This is a genomic window from Lysinibacillus sphaericus, assembly GCF_006864135.1.
Taxonomy (GTDB): domain Bacteria; phylum Bacillota; class Bacilli; order Bacillales_A; family Planococcaceae; genus Lysinibacillus.
Genome location: NZ_SADV01000026.1, coordinates 1 through 20,640, shown reverse-complemented (window position 1 = coordinate 20,640; position 20,640 = coordinate 1). Strand labels below are relative to the sequence as shown.

General features: G+C 37.3%; 25 protein-coding genes and 1 rRNA gene. 1 reads left to right on the top strand and 25 read right to left on the bottom strand.

Translation table 11 applies throughout. The annotated features are described in order from the left end of the window. Window positions 1-190: 190 nt before the first annotated feature. The 12 genes from spoVG to metG form a co-directional block, all read right to left on the bottom strand. Complete coding sequence (gene spoVG / locus C7Y47_RS20705) at window positions 191-493, bottom strand: septation regulator SpoVG (RefSeq protein WP_132364315.1); 303 nt, start codon at window positions 491-493, stop codon at window positions 191-193. A gap of 169 nt (window positions 494-662) precedes the next feature. After that, window positions 663-815: a hypothetical protein gene (locus tag C7Y47_RS25085; protein WP_185903553.1), complete on the bottom strand. Its 153-nt coding sequence runs from the start codon at window positions 813-815 to the stop codon at window positions 663-665. Between the two features lie 37 nt (window positions 816-852). Then, on the bottom strand, window positions 853-1,227 hold the full coding sequence (locus C7Y47_RS20700; RefSeq protein WP_142510486.1) for a RidA family protein: 375 nt from the start codon (window positions 1,225-1,227) through the stop codon (window positions 853-855). Next, window positions 1,224-2,057 carry a pur operon repressor gene (gene purR / locus C7Y47_RS20695; RefSeq protein ID WP_142510485.1) on the bottom strand — a complete coding sequence of 278 codons (834 nt, stop codon included), beginning with the start codon at window positions 2,055-2,057 and terminating at the stop codon, window positions 1,224-1,226. The genes C7Y47_RS20700 and purR overlap by 4 nt, the downstream gene beginning before the upstream one ends. A gap of 56 nt (window positions 2,058-2,113) precedes the next feature. Next, on the bottom strand, window positions 2,114-2,980 hold the full coding sequence (ispE, locus tag C7Y47_RS20690; protein ID WP_142510484.1) for a 4-(cytidine 5'-diphospho)-2-C-methyl-D-erythritol kinase: 867 nt from the start codon (window positions 2,978-2,980) through the stop codon (window positions 2,114-2,116). Between the two features lie 521 nt (window positions 2,981-3,501). After that, window positions 3,502-3,684 (bottom strand): small, acid-soluble spore protein, alpha/beta type, encoded by a 183-nt coding sequence (locus tag C7Y47_RS20685; protein WP_053594103.1) that lies wholly within the window; start codon window positions 3,682-3,684, stop codon window positions 3,502-3,504. Between the two features lie 106 nt (window positions 3,685-3,790). Then, window positions 3,791-4,051, bottom strand: coding sequence for a biofilm formation stimulator Veg (gene veg / locus C7Y47_RS20680; RefSeq protein ID WP_142510483.1), 261 nt, complete (start codon window positions 4,049-4,051; stop codon window positions 3,791-3,793). Between the two features lie 158 nt (window positions 4,052-4,209). After that, the gene (gene rsmA, locus C7Y47_RS20675) at window positions 4,210-5,091 is read right to left on the bottom strand and encodes a 16S rRNA (adenine(1518)-N(6)/adenine(1519)-N(6))-dimethyltransferase RsmA (protein ID WP_142510482.1); all 882 of its coding nucleotides are present in this window, start codon (window positions 5,089-5,091) and stop codon (window positions 4,210-4,212) included. Next, window positions 5,084-5,650 (bottom strand): ribonuclease M5, encoded by a 567-nt coding sequence (gene rnmV / locus C7Y47_RS20670; protein ID WP_142510481.1) that lies wholly within the window; start codon window positions 5,648-5,650, stop codon window positions 5,084-5,086. Before rnmV ends, rsmA begins: the two co-directional genes overlap by 8 nt. 224 nt (window positions 5,651-5,874) lie before the next feature. Beyond that, window positions 5,875-7,086 carry a G5 and 3D domain-containing protein gene (locus C7Y47_RS20665; RefSeq protein WP_142510480.1) on the bottom strand — a complete coding sequence of 404 codons (1,212 nt, stop codon included), beginning with the start codon at window positions 7,084-7,086 and terminating at the stop codon, window positions 5,875-5,877. Window positions 7,087-7,221: 135 nt separating this feature from the next. Next, entirely contained in the window at window positions 7,222-7,992 is a 771-nt protein-coding gene (locus tag C7Y47_RS20660; protein ID WP_142510479.1) for a TatD family hydrolase, read from the bottom strand. A 254-nt stretch (window positions 7,993-8,246) separates the two neighbouring features. Continuing rightward, entirely contained in the window at window positions 8,247-10,223 is a 1,977-nt protein-coding gene (gene metG / locus C7Y47_RS20655) for a methionine--tRNA ligase (protein ID WP_142510478.1), read from the bottom strand. 506 nt (window positions 10,224-10,729) lie between these two features. Between metG and C7Y47_RS20650 the strand changes: the two genes are divergently transcribed. After that, window positions 10,730-11,008, top strand: coding sequence for an AbrB/MazE/SpoVT family DNA-binding domain-containing protein (locus C7Y47_RS20650; RefSeq protein WP_004229214.1), 279 nt, complete (start codon window positions 10,730-10,732; stop codon window positions 11,006-11,008). A 617-nt stretch (window positions 11,009-11,625) separates the two neighbouring features. Here C7Y47_RS20650 and rsmI read toward each other — a convergent pair. The 13 genes from rsmI to rrf form a co-directional block, all read right to left on the bottom strand. Then, the gene (rsmI, locus tag C7Y47_RS20645) at window positions 11,626-12,498 is read right to left on the bottom strand and encodes a 16S rRNA (cytidine(1402)-2'-O)-methyltransferase (protein ID WP_142510477.1); all 873 of its coding nucleotides are present in this window, start codon (window positions 12,496-12,498) and stop codon (window positions 11,626-11,628) included. Beyond that, window positions 12,495-12,758, bottom strand: coding sequence for a GIY-YIG nuclease family protein (locus C7Y47_RS20640; RefSeq protein ID WP_142510476.1), 264 nt, complete (start codon window positions 12,756-12,758; stop codon window positions 12,495-12,497). Before C7Y47_RS20640 ends, rsmI begins: the two co-directional genes overlap by 4 nt. Next, entirely contained in the window at window positions 12,742-13,491 is a 750-nt protein-coding gene (locus C7Y47_RS20635) for a tRNA1(Val) (adenine(37)-N6)-methyltransferase (protein ID WP_142510475.1), read from the bottom strand. The genes C7Y47_RS20640 and C7Y47_RS20635 overlap by 17 nt, the downstream gene beginning before the upstream one ends. Window positions 13,492-13,554: 63 nt before the next feature. Then, window positions 13,555-13,911: a DNA replication initiation control protein YabA gene (gene yabA, locus C7Y47_RS20630; RefSeq protein WP_142510474.1), complete on the bottom strand. Its 357-nt coding sequence runs from the start codon at window positions 13,909-13,911 to the stop codon at window positions 13,555-13,557. A 27-nt stretch (window positions 13,912-13,938) separates the two neighbouring features. After that, window positions 13,939-14,754, bottom strand: a complete 816-nt coding sequence (locus tag C7Y47_RS20625) for a PSP1 domain-containing protein (protein ID WP_142510473.1) — start codon at window positions 14,752-14,754, stop codon at window positions 13,939-13,941. After that, window positions 14,747-15,751, bottom strand: a complete 1,005-nt coding sequence (holB, locus tag C7Y47_RS20620; RefSeq protein WP_142510472.1) for a DNA polymerase III subunit delta' — start codon at window positions 15,749-15,751, stop codon at window positions 14,747-14,749. Before holB ends, C7Y47_RS20625 begins: the two co-directional genes overlap by 8 nt. 182 nt (window positions 15,752-15,933) lie before the next feature. Next, window positions 15,934-16,374, bottom strand: coding sequence for a YaaR family protein (locus C7Y47_RS20615; RefSeq protein ID WP_132364275.1), 441 nt, complete (start codon window positions 16,372-16,374; stop codon window positions 15,934-15,936). Window positions 16,375-16,442: 68 nt separating this feature from the next. Continuing rightward, window positions 16,443-16,772: a cyclic-di-AMP receptor gene (locus C7Y47_RS20610; protein WP_049667342.1), complete on the bottom strand. Its 330-nt coding sequence runs from the start codon at window positions 16,770-16,772 to the stop codon at window positions 16,443-16,445. A 287-nt stretch (window positions 16,773-17,059) separates the two neighbouring features. Then, a complete protein-coding gene (gene tmk, locus C7Y47_RS20605; RefSeq protein ID WP_142510471.1) occupies window positions 17,060-17,689 on the bottom strand; it encodes a dTMP kinase in 630 nt (209 codons plus the stop codon). Between the two features lie 17 nt (window positions 17,690-17,706). Beyond that, window positions 17,707-19,131 (bottom strand): aminotransferase class I/II-fold pyridoxal phosphate-dependent enzyme, encoded by a 1,425-nt coding sequence (locus C7Y47_RS20600; protein ID WP_142510470.1) that lies wholly within the window; start codon window positions 19,129-19,131, stop codon window positions 17,707-17,709. A gap of 137 nt (window positions 19,132-19,268) precedes the next feature. Further along, on the bottom strand, window positions 19,269-19,709 hold the full coding sequence (locus C7Y47_RS20595; RefSeq protein WP_255505286.1) for an HXXEE domain-containing protein: 441 nt from the start codon (window positions 19,707-19,709) through the stop codon (window positions 19,269-19,271). Window positions 19,710-20,019: 310 nt separating this feature from the next. Further along, complete coding sequence (locus tag C7Y47_RS20590; protein WP_142510469.1) at window positions 20,020-20,457, bottom strand: SRPBCC domain-containing protein; 438 nt, start codon at window positions 20,455-20,457, stop codon at window positions 20,020-20,022. Window positions 20,458-20,565: 108 nt separating this feature from the next. Beyond that, window positions 20,566-20,640, bottom strand: a 5S ribosomal RNA gene (gene rrf, locus C7Y47_RS26320); the annotation flags it as partial.

Here is a 20,640-nt window from a genome sequence, read left to right as displayed (position 1 = left end):
ACGCTCATTTTCTCTTATGACTATATAGCAAAACCCATCTATTTTCAAGGCATGTTGACTTGACAAAAAGATGAATTTCCAAATCAAATGCACCTTTTGCTCGATTGTTAATATGTATGTCCTAAAACTGCTCGTTTTCTCTTATTCTCAAAATGAAAAGAACTCTCCAATTAAGAAGAGCTCTTTTTAACTATACGCCAATTCCTTCTAATTCTTCTGGTTTTTCTGTTGCTTCTACCTCGCTTGAATTATGGTACTCGTTTAAAATTATCTCCTGAATTTTATTACGAGTAGTAGAATTGATAGGATGTGCAATATCTCTAAATTCACCGTCTGGCGTTCGTTTACTTGGCATAGCAACGAACAAACCTGTATTGCCATCAATCACACGAATATCATGAACTACGAACTCATTGTCAAGTGTAATGGAAGCAATCGCACGCATGCGACCATCCGTCTGTACACGACGTAACCTTACATCAGTAACTTCCATTTTCTCACCACCTCTCTTCTTAGATGCCTAAATGAAAATATAATATTCTTTATTACCGAATATTTTCCTTTTTCTAGTCTACCAAATTATCTAAAAAATTTGAATACTCAATAGTATAATATTTCCTTTAATTTACTTTAAATTTGACAATTTTTTGTCAGTCCCCCATTCAGATTGGTTTGACTTTGAACATAATTGTACTTTTCAGTTTTATTAGCAGATTGTCTTTATCAGCGATTGCCACTTGCTTCGCCTTCGCGCAGAAAACACTTGTAGCTGACGTTACAACAATCATTTGCTGAATGAAAATAAAAAAACCCACTAAAAGAGCTTCTCTTCTAGTGAGCTTTAAAAAATTCTTATTTAACGATGGCAATAACTTCAATTTCTACGCGCACATCTTTTGGCAGACGTGCAACCTCTACTGCTGAACGAGCTGGTTTATGATCACCGAAGTGGCTAGCATATACTTCGTTCATTGCAACAAAGTCGTTCATATCCTTCATGAAAACGGTTGTTTTAATAACATTGTCCAAAGATGAGCCAGCAGCGGCTAAAACTGCTTTTAAATTTGCAAATACTTGATTTGTTTGAACAGTGATATCGCCTTCCACTAATTCGCCTGTTGCTGTTAGTGGAATCTGACCTGAGCTATAAAACATGCCATTTACAATAATCCCTTGTGAATATGGTCCAATTGCTGCTGGTGCATTTGTTGTTGCTACTACTTTCATTTGTCATTTCCCCTTTTAGAAAAATAATTACCTTCACTTAATGCAATTGTACGGTCTTTTTCATTGACCTCATGAAGCTTTACTAGTGAATAATAATCATCTACTAAAGTTTCGTCTGCATGCTCAGCCTCTACAAGCACTGCAATACCAGCTAGCTGACAATCAAATTCCTCTAATAGATTTTTCATGCCATTCATTGTACCACCGACCTTCATAAAGTCGTCAGTAATAAGCACTCGTTGCCCACTCTTCATGCTTCTTTTTGATAATACCATTGTCTGAATTCTTCTGGAAGAACCCGATACATAGTTAATGCTGACTGTAGAGCCTTCAGTTACCTTACTATCTCTTCTGACAACAACAACTGGTACATTTAAATGTCTTGCAATCGCGTGGGCAATAGAAATTCCCTTCGTTGCGACAGTCATTATGACGTCAATTTGTTGATCAGCAAATGCGGATGCAAATACCTTTCCAACCCGATTAATTAAATCTGGATTGCCGAGTAAGTCCGTCATAAATAAATAACCGCCTGGTAACAAACGATCTGAATGCTCAAGCTCCGCCTTTAAATCATTAATAACTAAACGGACCTCAGCCTCGGACATTTTAGGAATATACTTAACTCCTCCTGCAGCGCCCGGTACTGTCATCAATAACCCGATTCCTTTTTCTTCGAAAGTTTCTTTTACAATCGTCAAATCTTCACTAATAGAAGACTTTGCAGATTGATATAGTTCAGAAAAATAAGTTAGCGGGATCAGCTGATGTGGATGTTCTAGTAAATAGTACGTCATATCAACTAGTCGTTCACTACGCTTCCATTTCATGCGACCCTCTCCTAAACACGAATATTTATAGGTAAAATTAACATAAATTTGCGGTTTTAAGCAAGTGTATTTCGCTCGCCTAAAATCCGAACGGCATATACTTCTTCACAAAAACCACGTAAACCATTATAAATTCGGCTCACTCGAGCTTCACTATCCACTAAACCAAACACCGTCGGACCGCTTCCACTCATTAATGTTGCATCTGCGCCAAAGCGCCTCATCTGTTCCTTTAACATTACTACTTCTGGATGTAGCTTAAAAGTTACAGTTTCCAAAACATTCCCTAATGATGCACATAGTAGGTCATAATCTTCCGTTTCAATAGCACGAATCATTTGCTTCGTATTTGGATGTTCTAACCCTTCAACCTTTAATCCTCCATACACTTCTGCAGTAGAGACACCTATTTTAGGTTTAGCTAAGACTACCCAACAATTTGGTGGTGCAGGCAATTCCTGAATTTTTTCTCCACGCCCCGTTGCTAATGCTGTGCCACCATAGACACAAAATGAAACATCCGAACCAATTTTCGCACCTAATTCCGCTAACTCATCTATAGATAATCCTAAATTCCACAGCTCATTTAAACCCTTTAGTGTAGCAGCTGCATCGCTACTGCCACCTGCTAATCCTGCTGCGATTGGTATTTCTTTTTCTATAGTAATGGATACACCTTGTCCAATGCCGTATGTATCTTTAACTAGACGCGCTGCCTGATAAGCAAAATTTCGGTGATCATTTGGCACGAAATTATCAGTAGAAATTATTTCAATTACGCCATCTTCTCGAGATTCTAGGCAAATACGATCTGCTAAATCCACAGTTGTCATGACCATCTCTACCTCATGAAAATTATCTGGTCTTTTATAAAGCACATCTAATGTTAAATTTATTTTTGCAGGCGCCTTTACATAAAGCATCTTTCTTCCTCCTTATAGCTACACTTATCAATTACGCATTAGCGCAATTTGCTGACACTTCGCCTCGCACAGATAAACAATGCTCCTAATTTTAAATTGCAGGTTAGAAACCTTATCGCACGCATGGAGAGTTAAGGCTAACCTCCTAGCTTGTCCTTTAAACCGTAACATCTGACAGAACAGATCATTCAGTTTGATATTTTAATACACCCTGAATAAAAATTACACTTTCTTCTGCCTTTAGATGTAGGAGTCTTCTGTAACTGTTACAAAACATCAGTAACTGGCGTTCACTTCGCTATATAAAACATTTTCTAAATGAAGATAAACTTTCATTCATCTTTCACAAGATTATTCATTTTATTTTACCATAATGGGAATGTGAAAATGGAAAAAAAGAACCGTATACCCCTATTTGGTGTAACGGTTCTCTTTCGTCAGTTGTGTTGTTGTGTATACAGGAAGTTTTTATCCTGTAATTGAAGTTTCAAAATAATAAGTGGTCTATTTTCACAAAGAGGCTACTTATTATGCTCTTGCTCACTACTTGCTCTTTCAGCCATTTCGATGGCACGTTTGACCATATTACCGGCGTCTCGAGCTTTTATGCCGCCCCAGCCTTCTCGTTGCACAACATCATAAAATCCAAGCTCTTTAGCGATCTCTTCCTTTAAACGAGGTGACATGATACCTTTTCTAGGCATATAAACTCCTCCTTAACAACTGACGATTTTAGTATGCCCCAGAAAACGCAAAACACTCATGTAGTTTTTACATGAGTGTTTCAAAATATAGAAAAAGTACTAGAAACTATTTTGCGATAGCAGCTTTTGCTTCGTCTAAAAATGTAATCTCTACTGCCTCAGTTAAAATATCTGTGTAGCTATACGATACGCGTTTGCACGCATTGTCTTCTTGATCAAGCTCAACTACAAAGATAGCGCGATATGTCTCACGCAATACCCCTGCACACTCGACCGTTTTCTTGCGACCTCCGTTTGCTCTTAACTGCAAACGTTTACCCAAATGACAATCCAACGACTTTTTAATGTCCGCTAAAGTTTTTGGCATTTTCGCTTACACCTCACTAATAAATAGTATAAGCGAATCGCCCAAAAATGTCAACAAAATATAATATTTTATCAGCCTCTAATAAATATTGTCAACTTATTTTTCATAAAAAGGACATCTTTTTTTTACTTATACCCAAAAATGTTAACAAAATTTTTTTACTTTGCAAATGTAGGGTATAGTGCATCGGCTAATTTTCCAAACTCTTGAATGGTTAAGGTCTCTCCCCGACGTGTCGGTTCAATATTTACCGCCTTTAAAGCATCCATAATTTTTTCTTTGTGTACCTTCCCATTTGGTAAACCTGATTGTAAATTATTGAAGATCGTTTTTCGTCGTTGTACAAACGACGCACGAGTAACAACGAATAAAAAATCCTCATCAATTACGTTTACAGGAGGTTCATCATGCTTAATAAGACGGATCACTGCAGAATCCACGTTTGGTTGCGGCATAAAAACAGTTTTCGGTACCGTCATGGCAATATCCGCCTTTACATAATATTGAATCGCAATTGATAAAGAACCGTACTCCTTCGTTCCAGGCTTAGCTGTAATACGATCTGCAACTTCCTTTTGCATCATGACAACGAAACCGCGAATCGGCAAACGATCATTGAGTAATTTCATTAAAATCGGTGTCGTCACATAATAAGGTAAATTCGCTACAACCATAATATCCTCAATACCCGGCATCTCTTCCTGAATCACTTTAGCAACATCCGCATTTAAAACATCTGAATGTACAATAGTTACATTATTATATGGGCTAAGTGTATCTTCTAATACAGGTAATAATCGCTGATCAATTTCAAAAGATACAACCTTTTTTGCACTCCTTGCTAAATGCTCTGTTAATGCTCCAATGCCAGGACCAACTTCGATTGCACCACTATTTTCAGTTAAATTTGCATGACTAACAATATTTCGTAAAATGTTAGGATCTATTAAAAAATTTTGACCTAAGCTTTTTTTAAATGAAAATCCATATTTTTTTAAAATTTCCTGTGTTCTAATTGGTGTTGCAATATCCTTATGCATCGTTTTCCTCCTGATCTAACTGTGCGATTGCCGCACCAAATTGCTTTTCTGTAATTTGAAACATTTTCAATCTTTTATGAAGTTGTTTGCCGTTTGTTGCACCGATATTCAAAATTTCCCCAAGACGATCACGTCGAGTCTTCGCCCGCGGATGGCCAATTAAATGTGCCGTCATTAAATCTTCGAGAGTGATATCATCTGTGGTTGATTCACCCTCATTTGGGGTATAGACATGTTGCAGCGCCTCACGTATATCTTCATCTGCTGCATGCTCAATGCCTAGTCCTTTACCGTTTTTCGCAATTGTTTTGGCTTTCGGTAAAAAAGCGTGTTTTACACCTTTTACATGCTCCTCGATAATGGAACGAATTCGACGTCCTGGATAATCTGGGTCAGTAAAAACAATAACACCTCTTTTATCCTGTGCATGTTGAATTCTCTTCAGTGTTTCCTCTGAAATAGCCGATCCATTTGTTTCTATAGTATCTGCTTGTACAGCTCGCTTAATAGCTGTTGTATCATCTTTTCCTTCAACAACAATGATTTCTTTTATTTGCAAAAAGGCTCCTCTTTTCTACCTTATCTTCAGACCATTTTACAACTGCCCTGTACGATTGTACAGAAATACAAGGCTATTCACCTTTTTATAATATTCTCCCCCCTGATTTTGCTATCGGTGATTCTCCAAAACAAATTACGGAAAAAAATAAAAAAGCTTTCCCGCCAGTCAAAACAGGAAAGCTAATAATAGTGAAAAACATTTTGATTAATTTTACAATTTTTTTAATTTAATACTTTTACACGCACTTTCCTTACTCCCCAATTACTAGCTTGGGATTCAGATTGTACAAGTATGTCGATCCGATTACCCTTAATTGCACCACCAGTATCTCCTGCAATAGCTGTTCCATAGCCTTCAACCCAAACTTTTGAACCAAGCTTTATAACAGAAGGGTCTACAGCTATTACTTTCAACCCCGATCCTGATTTTAAATTAATTCCAGTGGCAGATAACCCCGAGCAGCCGTTACAATTAGGTGTATAAGCGGTTGCCGTTACATAAAATTCTTTACCACTAGCTGGCTCTGATGAACCACGTGATACAGTCGCAGCACTAGCTACTACAGTTTTAGTACCTACTGCAACCACTTGCTTTTGCGATTCTTTTACAACTTTTTCTGATTGTAGATTTTTAGCTACAACTTGGCCATTCTCTTTCACAACTTCAAATGTTTTAGTCATTAATCCTTTTTGGCCTGCTGTTACAACTTTTTGTTTTCCTTTTTGCAATGAAGCATCCTGCTTCTTTTCAATTGCGAAATCTAAAGATTCTTCCACTACATCGATAACCTTTTCTACGCGAACTACTGTGATTTTACTCTGCGGAGTGATTACGTCCTTCAGGTTATTCTCGACACGATCGAATTCATTTAGTTGAATTCCTTGTTGTTTTAAAAAGTTAGCGACCGTAGTCGAAGTGGACCATACTTGTCTCTCGTTTACGCCATCGACAAGCGATACTTGAAACGCCTTTTGAATATCAATCTTGTTGTCTGCTCCTATTTCAGTATCTAGACTTTGTACTAATGAGTCATGCTCTGATACTTCAATATTTGCTTCTTTCAAAATGTCTTTCACTTGTGTTTCAGTTGTCCAAACTTTTGACTGATTTCCATCAACTGAAATAGTTACTTCTTTTGCCTGTTCCCATGAAATTGCTAATCCATTAACAATTTTGGTGTTCAGAGAGGGTGATATTTTGTCATGCTCTGCTACGTCTATATTTTGATCTTGTAGTAATTGTTCTACAGTTTTGGCATGTGTTGTTACTTCGATTGTTTCTCCGTTCGCATCAAGCGTTACGGACTTTTTAGTACCTTGATAAAGTACAAATGAAATTACAGATACAAACAGGACAAGTGAAATAATGCTTATCACTGTTTGCTTACTCCTCAATGATCCTAAGAACAAGTTTTTCATGGAATTATTTGACATGAAAAAACGCCTCCTTAATACAAAGTTGGATTATACGTACTAGATTTGGCACTGTCAACCCGAATGTATTTCAAAGAAAATTGACATTACCTTTTTAGCCAACCACAAACCCAGTATTGGAGGCATCTCAGCTAGTTAATTGTCAATCCTAAAAAAATTTTTCGCATTGGCTGTCGTTACTTGTGCAATTTCCTCAATTGTTAATCCTTTTAAACGGGCAATTTCTTCTGCAACTAATGGCACTAAAGCTGGCTCATTACGTTTTCCTCGGTATGGGTGAGGTGCTAAATACGGCGCATCAGTTTCAATCATCAAATGTTCTAAAGGTATTTCTGTCGCCACTTCTTTCGGCATTCGTGCATTTTTAAATGTCACCGGCCCACCAAGACTAATCATAAAATTCATAGCAATACATTCTTGTGCGGTTTCCACACTGCCACTATAACAATGCATAACGCCTCCCACGGAAGCCGCGTTTTCTTCACGTAAAATTCGTACAACATCTCCAGTAGCATCCCTGTTATGAATAATAATTGGTAAATTCAGCTTTTGCGCTAAATGAATTTGCTTGCGGAAAAGCGCTTGTTGAACATCTTTCGGGGATTTATCCCAATAGTAATCCAATCCAGTTTCACCAATACCTACTATTTTCGGATGTGCTGCCAATTCCTCAATCCAATTTAAATCCTCTTCTGTACAATCAATGGCGTCAACAGGGTGCCAACCAATGACACCATAAACAAAATCATACTGTTCAACCAGTTGCATTGTTTTTTCTATAGTTTTGCGGTCGAAACCAACAACAACCATTGTTTCTACTTTGGCTTCAAGAGCTCTATCTATAACCTCTTGTAAGTCTTCTTCATACTGATCTGCATTTAAGTGTACATGTGTATCAATGAACATCGTCATTCTCCTAACATAGATTTTATTAAAAATTATTATTTCATATTTTTCGTCAGTGTTACAATTTTGTTACAAACAATTTTGTTTTATAACATTACTCACAACCTCAGACACTCCATCTATTACTATATACCCAAAAAAGTCCAATGAATAGTGTGCATAAATTATTTCAAGATAATAAACTACTCCTTTTCGAAACGGATTTTAAAAGCCTGCTGAACTTTTTACATTCAGCAGGCCTTCCTCAAAATTTATTACTTTACTTTTGCGCCGTTCTCTAGTTTAGGATCAACCGATGCTAATTTTAAAATCCCATCTTTTTCACCAGCTAGAATCATTCCTTGTGATAATTCACCGCGTAATTTAACCGGCTTTAAGTTAGTGACTACAATCACTTTTTGACCAATTAATTCTTCTGGAGAATAAAACTTTGCAATACCTGAAACTACTTGTCGTTGCTCATATCCAAGATCCACTTGAAGCTTTAATAATTTGTCTGCCTTCGGAATCGTTTCACACGCTGTTACAGTAGCTACTCGTAAATCAACTTTCATAAAATCATCGATAGTAATTTCAGGAATTTCTGGAACTTCTGCAGCTTTTTGCTCATTTTTTGTTTCTTCCACTTGTGGAGTTTTCACTGAGCCTCGCATTTCTTCACGAATATACGCAATTTCAACTTCACTCTCTAAACGAGGGAAAATCGGAATACCTTTTTCTACCACTTTAATGTTTACTGGAATAGTATTGCCGAATGTTTCAATTGTTTCCCATGCTAAGAATTTGTCATCCAAACCTAATTGTTCAATCATTCGTTTGGGAGTAGATGTCATAAATGGTTGTAACATGACAGCAATTTGGTGTAAACTCTCCGCCAAATTTCGCATAACAGCTCCTAATTTTGGCTTATCTGATTCCTCTTTTGCTAGCACCCACGGTTGAGTTTCATCTATATATTTATTCGTTCTTGAAACAAGTGTCCATACGTCTGCTAATACGACACTAAACTGCATTTTATCCATACTTTCTTCATATTTAATACGTACCGATTCAGCTTGTTCTTTTAAAGCCGCATCAAATTCTGTCGACTGAAGACTTTCAGTTGGAATCATGCCGTCGAAATATTTATTTATCATTGAAATAGTACGATTCAATAAATTGCCTAAATCATTTGCTAAGTCGAAGTTTGTACGTTCAACAAAAGATTCTGGCGAAAATACACCATCAGATCCGAATGGTAACTCGCGTAATAGGAAATATCGTGTCGCATCTAACCCATAACGTTCTATTAACATTTCAGGATAAATAACATTGCCCTTTGATTTAGACATTTTACCGTCTTTCATCATTATAAAACCATGGGCAAATATTTTTTTCGGAAGTGGTAAATCTAGTGCCATTAAGAAAATTGGCCAATAAATAGTATGGAATCGAACAATATCTTTACCAACTACATGTACATCTGCCGGCCAATATTTATTGAATAATGTTTCATCTTCTGAAAGATAACCTAATGACGTGATATAGTTAGTTAAGGCATCTACCCATACATAAATGACATGTTTAGGATCTCCAGGAACTTTGATGCCCCAATCAAATGAAGTTCTTGACACAGATAAATCTTCTAACCCCGGTTTAATGAAGTTATTAATCATTTCATTTTTTCGAGATTCAGGCTCAATGAAATCAATGTTTTCTTCATAATAAGCTAATAGACGATCTGCGTATTTCTTCATATTAAAGAAGTAGGATTCCTCTTTAACTTTGTGTACTGGACGACCACAGTCTGGGCAGTTACCTTCTACTAATTGTGTCTCAGTAAAGAATGATTCACATGGTGTACAGTACGACCCTTCATACTCACCTTTATAAATATCACCATTATCTAAAAACTTTTGGAAAATCTTTTCGACAGTTTTCGTATGACGCTCTTGCGTCGTTTGAATAAAGTCATCGTATGAAATGTCCATTAATGCCCAAAGCTTTTTTGCAGCATCTGCAATTTCATTCACGTATTGTTGGGGATGTTTACCCGCTTCTGCAGCTTTTTCTTGAATTTTTTGCCCATGCTCATCCATTCCAGTTAAAAAACGTACATCATAACCACGTAAACGTTTATAACGTGCAATTGTATCTGATGCTACAGTTGTATACGCTGTACCAATATGGAATTTCCCGCTTGGGTAATAAATAGGGGTTGTTATATAGAATGTTTTGTTTTGTTCGCTCACAAGAACTGCCTCCATTGTTTCACAGTATACTATCTATTCTAACTAAGTACGAAATTCGTTTCAACTTCTTTCAGCGGGTATCCAAACACTCGCTCCAGAGAAGTTAAAGCCTGGGCGGATATCACGGAATCGGAAAGGAGCTCTTATATAGGAAGTTAGCCTAAAACCACCGCATCCATGCGATAACGGCTAACTGGCCTGCATCATCCAGGCCTAAGCACAAAGGCGATGCCGGACGCGAAAAATGTCGAATGATAGAATCAATCCATTTAATGTCTTAAATGAGAAGCTTTTTTACTAGAAATTAAAATATATAATAAAAACCTTTTAAAATAACCAAAATATCTGTTTTCTCCTCAAAAATTTTTTTAAAAACAATAATCTTAGTGCATTAATTAATTGACGTTTATGGCATTACTTGGTATGATAACTATCAGACAAGGAAATTATGTCGAAATTTGACGAAATACCAATATAACTTTTTAACATTAGGAGGAAATATAATTATGAAATCAACAGGAATCGTTCGTAAAGTCGATGAATTAGGACGTGTAGTAATTCCAATCGAACTTCGCCGTACATTAGGTATTGCAGAAAAAGATGCTTTAGAAATCTATGTGGATGATGACAAAATCATCTTAAAAAAATATATGCCAAACATGACATGTGCTGTAACTGGTGAAGTTTCTGATGATAACTTCCGTCTAGTTGGAGGCAAATTAATTTTAAGCCCTGAAGGCGCAGAAATGTTAGTGAAAGAAATCCAATCTAACTTAAAAAAATAATTTGATATACTCACCTAAATCAGCACTGTGATTTAGGTGTTTTTTTATCAATTTCACCTTGGCTTAATTGGTTCCGTAGGCGTTATCTTCATTCAATAGAAGATAACTATAATATGCCCAATTTTTGAGTCCCTTATAATGTCCATGTCAGACCTTTTATGAATAAGGATACTATTTTTTACAATTATTATCAATTTATATGATTTAAAGACTCCTCTCTCATAATGTGGGGTTGATTTCCGTTCCGGCTAGGCGCTTTGTTGTTGCTGACGCTTCGTTACACTGCGCTTTCGCACAGTTAAAACATTTGTTGCTGACGCTTTTGTGACTGACGCATCACTTTCGCGCAAAGCAAAGCTTCCTGGGGACGTCCGATAGCCACATCACTCGTGTTGCTCGCTCCAGGGTCTCGTCCATTACGATGTTGGTCACGAAGGCATTATCACAGGACGTCATGGTTTTAGCCTCCGCTCCTCTATTGCTAATCCCCAAGGAGCGCCCAGCCTCACATGGCATGTTTTAACAAATATCATTCCGAAGACTATTGGTGAGGAGCCTCCATTTGAATAGATATACAAAAAAGAGGTCGCCCTATTAAGGCAACCTCTTTCTTTCCATTAACTATGATATTCATTATAGACTTCTCGCTTAGCTACTTGACGTAGTTTTGCTACTTCCTTTATAGCTTCTTTTGATGTAATGCCTGTATCATTAATAATATAATCGACATGTTCAACGACAGACATTGTCATCCAATAGGCTTCTTCATTTATTTCTTCCTCGGCATTCTCGTTTCCTTCAAGGACAATACAAAATTCCCCTCGAATTTCCTCTGTTTGTGACCATTCCACTGCTTCAGCCAACGTACCACGTAAAAACTCTTCGAATTTTTTAGTTAACTCACGAGCTAATACGATTCGACGATTACCAAGAATGGATTCCATATCTTTTAAAGTGTCCTTTAAACGATGAGGAGCCTCATAAAACAATATAGTTTCCTGACGTTTTTTTAGTTGCTCTAATTGCTGTCGACGATCCTTTTTTCCTCGATTTAAAAATCCATAAAAGAAAAATGGCTGCGGTGTTAATCCAGAAGCGATTAATGCTGATATTGCAGCATTGGGACCTGGCACCGGCACAACTGGAAAGTCTTGATCGATTGCTTTTTCGACTATATCTGCACCAGGATCGGAAATACAAGGTAGACCAGCATCACTAACTAATGCGACTGTTTTTCCTTCACGTAAGAAGGCTAATAGCTTTTCTCCCCCTACCTCTAAATTATGCTCATGATAGCTGATCAGTGGTGTTTCTATATCAAAGTAATTGCATAGCTTCTTTGTATTACGTGTATCCTCGGCAGCAATAATATCTGCTTCCTTTAAAATACGTAACGCACGTACACTCATATCTTCTAGGTTACCAATAGGCGTTGCCACTAAATATAAACAACCTGTATGACCGTGCATTGTACTTTTCTGAGATTTCATGCGTCATCCCTCCCTATATATTTCATTTTTTGCTTTCGTGTTAGCTGTTTAAAAGCGTATTCTGCACGCATTGCTTCTTGTTTTGTATCGAATTCCTCTACATAAATACATTCCACTGGACCTCGTGCTCTCGTATATTTTGCTCCCTTACCAGCATTATGCACATCAACACGCCTGTCTACATTATTCGTGTAGCCAGCGTAAAAGGATTGATCGGCACACTCTAACACATAAAAATAATGGCTATTGCTCTTTTCCATAAAGGATTTCTCTCACTTCTGCTGTATATTCATTATTCGCATTATAAACATACAAGGGCGGTAATATTTTCAGATCGGGCTTACCGTCTTTAATTCCTTCTATTAATAGTGTATTGGCTTCCTTACCTTCTTTTGGGTAAATAAGTTGCATACGTTTAGGCTCTAAACGATTTGCACGCATTGCCGTAACAATATCTAGTAACCGACCAGGACGATGAACAAAAGCTGCCTTTCCGCCTTGCTTTAATAATTTGCTCGCTGATTGTATTGCTTCCTCTAACGTTAAATATAGTTCATGACGTGCAATAGCGTAATGCTCACTTAGATTTTTATCACTAGCTTCATGTGCTAAAAAATATGGTGGATTACAGGTTACAACATCATATTTTTCAAAACCAAGCTCCTTAGGAATTTCCTTCACATCACCAAGGACCATATGAATTTGTTCTTCTAACTTATTGTAACGGATACTTCGCTCAGCCATATCAAATAAACGTGGTTGAATTTCTACTCCTGTAATATGTCCCTTCGTTCTGGCGCTTAGAAAAAGTGGGATAACACCATTGCCTGAGCACAAATCAACAATTTTCCCTTTATGATATGGGACATTGACAAATTTAGAAAGTAGCACTGCATCCAATGAAAACGAAAAGACGGAGGGACTTTGAATAATACGCAAATTCTCAGCTAATAAATAGTCTAATCGTTCATCACCCTTCAACCAATTTTCCATTTTTCTTCCTCCTACTATACAAAACAAAAGACTGACACCACTATAGTGGGAATCAGCCTTCTATTACACATTTTGTTTATTTAAAAATGATAGACAAAACAGACAGTCTTCACCTTTACGGGAACTTCCGAAATGAACATGACAAACATGGAAGCCTTCTTGGTATAAACGTGCTAGATTATCATAACCTTCGCCAATATCTAACGGATTCTCTTTCTTCTCATCAGAAGCTTGTACAGAGTTTTCAGTAGAAAGTAGTTCTTCTAGACGTGTACGAAGGTGTTGATTTTCTGTTTCGAGTGCCTTATGCTCCTCCATCATTAACGCTACAAATTGTTTCAATGCACTAAATTGCTCCTGCATTGCTTCGAGCTGTTGTTCGAACTCCATAACGGTATCTAAGAAATTACGGTCCTTCACCCAAGCCACCTCGTCCAATCCTCTATCTTAAATAAGATTTTTTTCGCATGCTAGCAGTTCTTCTAATGTATACTCGACTGTGCGCTCCTGCTCTTGTAAATATACTTGAATGAGTCTTTCTAGTACATTTAAACCTACAACTTTACCGCGGCCCTCTGGTGTCATCGTCATATCACCAACGTCTGGCATGCCCTCTTTTGCTTCCTCATACTCATCATTTTCATACTTTAAGCAGCACATTAAACGACCGCAAAGACCTGAAATTTTGGATGGATTTAAAGATAAGTTTTGATCTTTAGCCATTTTAATAGAAACCGGCTCAAAATCTCCTAAAAACGTTGAGCAGCAAAGCATTCGGCCACAAGGGCCAATTCCACCTAACAACTTCGCCTCATCACGAACACCAATTTGACGAAGTTCGATACGTGTTCTAAAAACTGAAGCTAAATCTTTTACAAGATCTCTGAAATCAACGCGTCCTTCAGCCGTAAAATAAAAGATGATTTTATTACGATCAAATGTATATTCAACATCAACGAGCTTCATTTCTAAATTATGCTCAATGATTTTTGCGCTTGCTAGTTCAAATGCGTGCTTTGATTCGGCTGCATTTTCCTCTACTTGGATACGATCACGTTCATCCGCTGGTCGTAGAACTTGTTTAAGTGGTAATACAACATCATTATCCCCAACAACCTTTTGGGGGACAACTACTTTACCATATTCTACACCGCGAGCTGTCTCTACAATGACATATTGGCTGTCCTCAAGTAGATATGATGCTGGATCAAAGTAATATATTTTACCCGCTTTTTTAAAACGGACTCCCACTACATTATACAAATGTATATCCCTCCTGCAGATTTAGCATTAACTGCTCCATCATTAACGTCCTATTCATGTTACGTTGTAAAGATGAACGTGCCTGTAAAATAGACTCCATTTGACTAGATAGACGTTCATAAGTCGAATGTAGCGCAGCTTCTTTAAATGTTTGTAACATGTCTGGGTAAGTACAAGTTGCTTCGGGATTAGTTTTTACTGACACTATATCACGGTAAGCAAATAGTAGTAAATCTAATGCCTGCTCCATCTCGCCTTTTTCTTTAAACAGTGGCAACCATTCTTCATGTACAACAAGCATTGCCTCATGTACATTCTGGCGAATCGCCTCTACTAATTTTAACACTGTTTTTCGAGCATGTGCAAACTGCTCATCATTTGCTAAAATCATAGCTGTTTCGAGTTCGTTCGTCATCATGCTCACTGTAGAAGCCATCGAATAAGAAATGTTGTTATCTTGCAAATGCTTTAACAATATGTGTCGAGGCATTTTTTGGAATTTAACGTGCTGGCAGCGAGAACGAATCGTTGGTAAAATTGACTGCATTTGCTCCGTTAACAAAATTGCAGTTACTTCACCCTCTGGTTCCTCTAAAAATTTAAGTATCATGTTTGCAGATGCAATATTGAGACGATCTGCATGATGAAGTACATAAATTTTACGTCCCTCTTCCACACCCATCATCTTCATTTCTGCAATTAATTCACGTATTTGATCAATTTTTATAAATTGACCTTCTGGATAAATTTGATGAATATTTGGATGATTACCCGAATCAACACGTTTGCAATTTCGACATGTTTCACATGGAACATTTTGCTTTGGTTGCTCACATAGCATTAATTTGACAAAAAACTGCATAATATCTACTTTGCCTGTCCCTTTTTCGCCATCAAAAATGTATGCATGCGCTAATCTATTTTTGTCAAAAATCGTTTGAAGCTGCTTCATTACAACTGGCTGTAGTGTGAATAGCTCTTCAACATTCTTGGCCATATATTTAAATTCCTTCCTAAACTACACTTTTAGCATAATTGTTTCCTATTGCTCAATTTTAGTACAGAAATATCTGTGGCTTTAGAGCAGATAGATTGGTTTTATGTCATTCAACAAATAAATTTGGGCTGCTGAATAGATTTGAAAAAAGCCCGCGCCTACAAGAGAACGAGACACGGGTTTTACATATACAAATTAATTAATAAGCCTTTAATCTCACCGATTTTATCAAGAAGGTCAATTGCTTCCTTTTCTTCATCTAAAATATCTTGTGCAAGTTCTACAAGACGCGTATCAATAGTTTCGATTATTTTCAAGCGTCTTCCTTCACCAAAACGATTCCAAGTATGTGATTGCTTTAAATCCATACCATGCTCTACCGTTTCTTGTAGAAATCGTTTAACAAGCATTTTAAAACGAGCAAGTTCTCGTAAATTACGTGATCTTGCAACACGATCACCTGCTGTAGAAATATCCCCTAACAATCGTGTAAGCTGTTCAGTCTGTAATTTGGTTCCTTGCTTGACGACCATATCTCCAAATCGGTTATTTTGATTATTGTTATGCAGCGGCTCTTTACGATTAGTATTTAACCCGACACGTATATCTTGATTGATCTTCAAGCTGTTCGCCCCCACTTGCTATCAAATATATATAATGTGTTGTATTTCTCATTTAACGTGGCATTGATTTAAAAATGATGAAACTGTTCAATTGGTAATACAAAAACTGTCGCTCCTCCTACTTCTACCTCTACAGGATACGGTATATAGGAATCTGTATTCCCGCCTAATGGCGAAACAGGAGCAACCATTTGTTCTCGCGCTCGACAATTATCACGAATAATATCTAAAACTTTGGGTATGAGAGAGTCTTCCGTCCCAATAAGAAACGTCGTATTTCCAGAGCGTAAAAATCCTCCTGTGCTTGCTAACTTAGTTGCACGAAACTGATTTTTCGTTAAAGCATTCGATAAGCGGCTGCTATCCTGATCTTGCACTACAGCTACGACTAACTTCATTCGCACTCACCCCTTTGATAAAATTCATCTAAATAAATTTTATTACCTTTTCAATTATGCCGAGGCATAATTATGTTCGGATTCGGATTCGTACTTGCACAAAGTACTCCTTTCCGATTCCATGATATACGCCAGAGTTCCTCTATTTCAGTAGGTGTTTGGATATCTCCTGTATAGGAACAATATCCGCATTCAGCTATTGTCGCTTCGCTGTCGCACAGAAAACATTTGCTGAATGATTATAGATGTTACCATTATATCACATTGTGGTAGACAACTTCATGCATTTACTGTATCGCTTCATATATTAATGACCATACATCTTCAACAACACGCTCAATATTTTGATCCGCATTGACGACATGTATACGCTCAGGGTAACGCTCCACTAACTGTAAATATCCTTCCCGAACCTTCTTATGAAAAGCTAAACTTTCAACATCTAAGCGATTTACTTCTCGCTCTCCATGAGCGTGAATGCGTGCCAAGCCAACCTCTGGTGCAAGGTCAAATAATATTGTCAAATCAGGTAACATCTTACCAATTGCGAACTCATTAATAGATAATACTTCATCAACGCCGATACCACGCGCATATCCTTGATATGCTAATGAAGAATCGATAAATCGATCGCAAATAACCGTTTTACTAGCATCCAACGCAGGTCGTACTTTTTCAAAATAGTGCTGACTTCTCGCTGCTGCGTATAATAATGCTTCTGTACGCTCATCCATGGCTGTATGTTCTGGGTTTAAAATAATGCTCCTAATTTTCTCAGCAATTTCAATACCGCCAGGTTCTCTCGTTGCTAATACATCAATATTTTCCTCTGCAAGTCGCTCGGCTATTTTTTGAATAACTGTTGTTTTTCCGGCACCCTCTGGACCTTCAAATGTAATAAATAAATTGCAATTCATGCTGTTATTGCCTCCAACTATTTAATGATCTCAATCATCTTTTCTTCTAAACGGTGATTTCCTTGGAATGTTGCACCACAAGCCAGTAATTCCTCTAGCTGACTTAGCTTTGCTACTGTTATTTTTTCTCCCGGAACAAGCAATGGAATGCCTGGTGGATAAGGAATAATCATACTAGCAGAGATCCGTCCTATTGTTCGCATATACGGTAACCATTCTTTTTCCGTCTTTTCAATTTCATCAAATGTGTAGGCTGGTTCCGTAATAGCTACAAAATTATAAGCTGTTTGTGAAGCCGTTATTATTTCTGCCTTTGGTGTACTTACTAACAATGTTATAGCGTCCTTAATACGAACACGTATTTCTGCAAATGGATAGTTATGTCCCTGTTTCAATAAAGGTAGCACAAGCAACACTTGATTGGCATCTGCTAGTTCTGCATATACATGCTTTGCTTCTAATGCCTCTTGTAATTGAAAACCGCTATAGCCATTAACACGTAACAATAATTTTATAGGGTCGTCTACCTCAATAACTTCCAAAGAGCCAATAGCTTGTAATGCCTCTACCCATTGATCTCTTTTTTCTATTATATATGCACCGTCACTCTCCATATATGTCTGTATATAATTGCGTGCATCATCTAATGAAGCCAATAAAAGATAGGATGGGCTGCTAGATTGTAACATACGTAAATAGTGATTTATTTTGTCGACATCGATTAAATCAGAATTAACATGCATAAAGGATGCCATTGTCATAGCAGGCAATGTTTTATGTGCAGACTGTACTACTATATCTGCACCAAATGTCAATGCTGATGGTTGAAATAAAGTACATGCACTAAAATGGGCTCCATGTGCTTCATCCACTAAAACAGGAATACCCTTCTCATGACAATACGCAATCTGCTGCTGCATTTCTTTAGATGCCATACCATAATAAGTAGGATACGTTAAAACGACAGCACGGGCCCCCGGATAATTATCAACTGCATCTTTTAAATCTTTATAAGAAACATGTGTTGCAGTTAATGTACGTTCATCCCAAAGCGGGGAAACAAATACAGGTTTTGCTCCAACAAGCTCTATTGCGTGAAATATAGACTTATGTGCATTACGTTGGACAATAATCTTATCCCCTTTTTTACATGTGGCATAAATCATCGCTAAGTTTCCAATTGTAGATCCCCCTACTAAAAAGAAACTTTTCATCGCCCCATATGTATCTGCTAACAAGTTTTCTGCCTCTAATATCATTTCCTCTGGGTGATGCAAGTCATCAAGTCCCGATAATTCTGTCACGTCATATCGCATTACATCTTTAAATGGCTGAGGAAGATGGGAGAGTGCTCCATGCTTATGCCCTGGGACATGAAAGGAAATATTTTGTTGTTGTCGAAAGCGCTCTAATCCTTCTACAATCGGCCTTTTCTTTTGCAAAACAAAACACCCATTTCCGTTATATTCTCAGTTAATTATAACACTTACGGTACGAAAACATTTGCTGATTGGATATAAATAAAGTGAAATTCATATAACCTTTTTCCCGATCCAATGTGCTAGTAATGCAATAGGTATCAATAAAAGACAAAATGGTAAGCATACAAAACTAAACTGTATGGAATAACGATTATCAAAGATGTGAGTGCACCGGGTGTAATGGAACGAAGAAAAATAGACTGTGCAAGGTGAGTGAACGCATGTAGAAAGTAGGTTAGCGTAACAACAGTAAAAAAGTAGACTTCTCCATATGGTCCATGATTCACATACTGATTTGCTACAAAAGTGGAACTACTTACAAACATGAATATTACGATGACTGCTACCGCAAACTGCGCTGTCGACATCGAAAACTGTCTCATAATCCGATCAGCAATTTTTTTCGGCAATCTTTCGTACAAAATAGTAGAATTTTTATTTAGCCACTTTTCAACCATAATAACCTCTTCAAAATCATGAAGAATAAACATAATAGGAAATAACCAAATAAGTGTTTGGATACCTACCCATTGTTCCATGATGATTCCTCCTTTTCCCCCAAAGCTCCTCATCATAAAGTGATTTCCGTTTCCGATTGGGCGCTTTCTCGGGGCGTCCGATAAGCCACTTCGCTGCAGGAACTCTCTGTGACATTAATGCCAGAGGAGTCGCCCAATCTTCACTCCAATCAACTTATATCAACTGCACACGTATTAACAATGTCATCCACAACTTTTGGTGATGAACCATTAAAGGATCATTGCACCTAATAGCAACTTTCTTTTATATTACATGATATTCTACGTTTAACAGTAAAACTATTTTAAAATGTACTTAACTCTAATTTCTCTACAACATACTAGCCTTTACCGCCATCTCTTGTACTAGCTGTTCAACTAATTGTGGTACAAACTTCTCTAAAACCGGATTCATCATCCCTGCTAAGAAACCACTTGCCTTCATTGTTAAATTGCCTATTAACTGACATGTACCATCCTGATCTTGTGTAATTTCAAAATAACCATCACCGTTTATCGGGTCTGATAAGCCTACCAAATCAAACATAACTTGATTAGGGTTCGATTCCTTGTCCTTAAGCTCAACCTTTACAGCTTTTTGGATAATGCCAAAGTCCCCTTTAAATACCCAAATCATATTTTGTTCATTTGGAAATTCATGATGTAAATAACCGGGTATTAGTACAGCCCATTGCTCCTTATTTTGAATAAACGCTTGTAGCTTTGCTTTCTCAATTTGAATATTTTCACTATATAACCCTGTTGCCATTTCAACACACCCCTTTATTTGTTCAATTAAATTCTAACATTTTTTAGGGGTTTAATACTGCGTTTTTTAAACAATAAAAAACCACTGATTTCTCAGTGGCTACTTTGTGCCTAGCGACGTCCTACTCTCACAGGGGGAAGCCCCCAACTACCATCGGCGCTAAAGAGCTTAACTTCCGTGTTC

Bases quoted from the DNA above. Each gene is read 5' to 3' on its own strand.
- C7Y47_RS20595 (WP_255505286.1), bottom strand. From the start codon at position 19,709: ATGGAACAATGGGTAGGTATCCAAACACTTATTTGGTTATTTCCTATT.
- C7Y47_RS20635 (WP_142510475.1), bottom strand. From the start codon at position 13,491: ATGGAAAATTGGTTGAAGGGTGATGAACGATTAGACTATTTATTAGCT.
- ispE (WP_142510484.1), bottom strand. From the start codon at position 2,980: ATGCTTTATGTAAAGGCGCCTGCAAAAATAAATTTAACATTAGATGTG.
- C7Y47_RS20650 (WP_004229214.1), top strand. From the start codon at position 10,730: ATGAAATCAACAGGAATCGTTCGTAAAGTCGATGAATTAGGACGTGTA.
- holB (WP_142510472.1), bottom strand. From the start codon at position 15,751: ATGGCCAAGAATGTTGAAGAGCTATTCACACTACAGCCAGTTGTAATG.
- purR (WP_142510485.1), bottom strand. From the start codon at position 2,057: ATGAAATGGAAGCGTAGTGAACGACTAGTTGATATGACGTACTATTTA.
- tmk (WP_142510471.1), bottom strand. From the start codon at position 17,689: ATGAATTGCAATTTATTTATTACATTTGAAGGTCCAGAGGGTGCCGGA.
- spoVG (WP_132364315.1), bottom strand. From the start codon at position 493: ATGGAAGTTACTGATGTAAGGTTACGTCGTGTACAGACGGATGGTCGC.
- C7Y47_RS20665 (WP_142510480.1), bottom strand. From the start codon at position 7,086: ATGTCAAATAATTCCATGAAAAACTTGTTCTTAGGATCATTGAGGAGT.
- C7Y47_RS20590 (WP_142510469.1), bottom strand. From the start codon at position 20,457: ATGGCAACAGGGTTATATAGTGAAAATATTCAAATTGAGAAAGCAAAG.
- rsmI (WP_142510477.1), bottom strand. From the start codon at position 12,498: ATGAAATCTCAGAAAAGTACAATGCACGGTCATACAGGTTGTTTATAT.
- rsmA (WP_142510482.1), bottom strand. From the start codon at position 5,091: ATGCATAAGGATATTGCAACACCAATTAGAACACAGGAAATTTTAAAA.
- C7Y47_RS20640 (WP_142510476.1), bottom strand. From the start codon at position 12,758: ATGGAAAAGAGCAATAGCCATTATTTTTATGTGTTAGAGTGTGCCGAT.
- C7Y47_RS20685 (WP_053594103.1), bottom strand. From the start codon at position 3,684: ATGCCTAGAAAAGGTATCATGTCACCTCGTTTAAAGGAAGAGATCGCT.
- C7Y47_RS20700 (WP_142510486.1), bottom strand. From the start codon at position 1,227: ATGAAAGTAGTAGCAACAACAAATGCACCAGCAGCAATTGGACCATAT.
- C7Y47_RS20610 (WP_049667342.1), bottom strand. From the start codon at position 16,772: ATGAAGTTAGTCGTAGCTGTAGTGCAAGATCAGGATAGCAGCCGCTTA.
- C7Y47_RS20660 (WP_142510479.1), bottom strand. From the start codon at position 7,992: ATGTTCATTGATACACATGTACACTTAAATGCAGATCAGTATGAAGAA.
- veg (WP_142510483.1), bottom strand. From the start codon at position 4,051: ATGCCAAAAACTTTAGCGGACATTAAAAAGTCGTTGGATTGTCATTTG.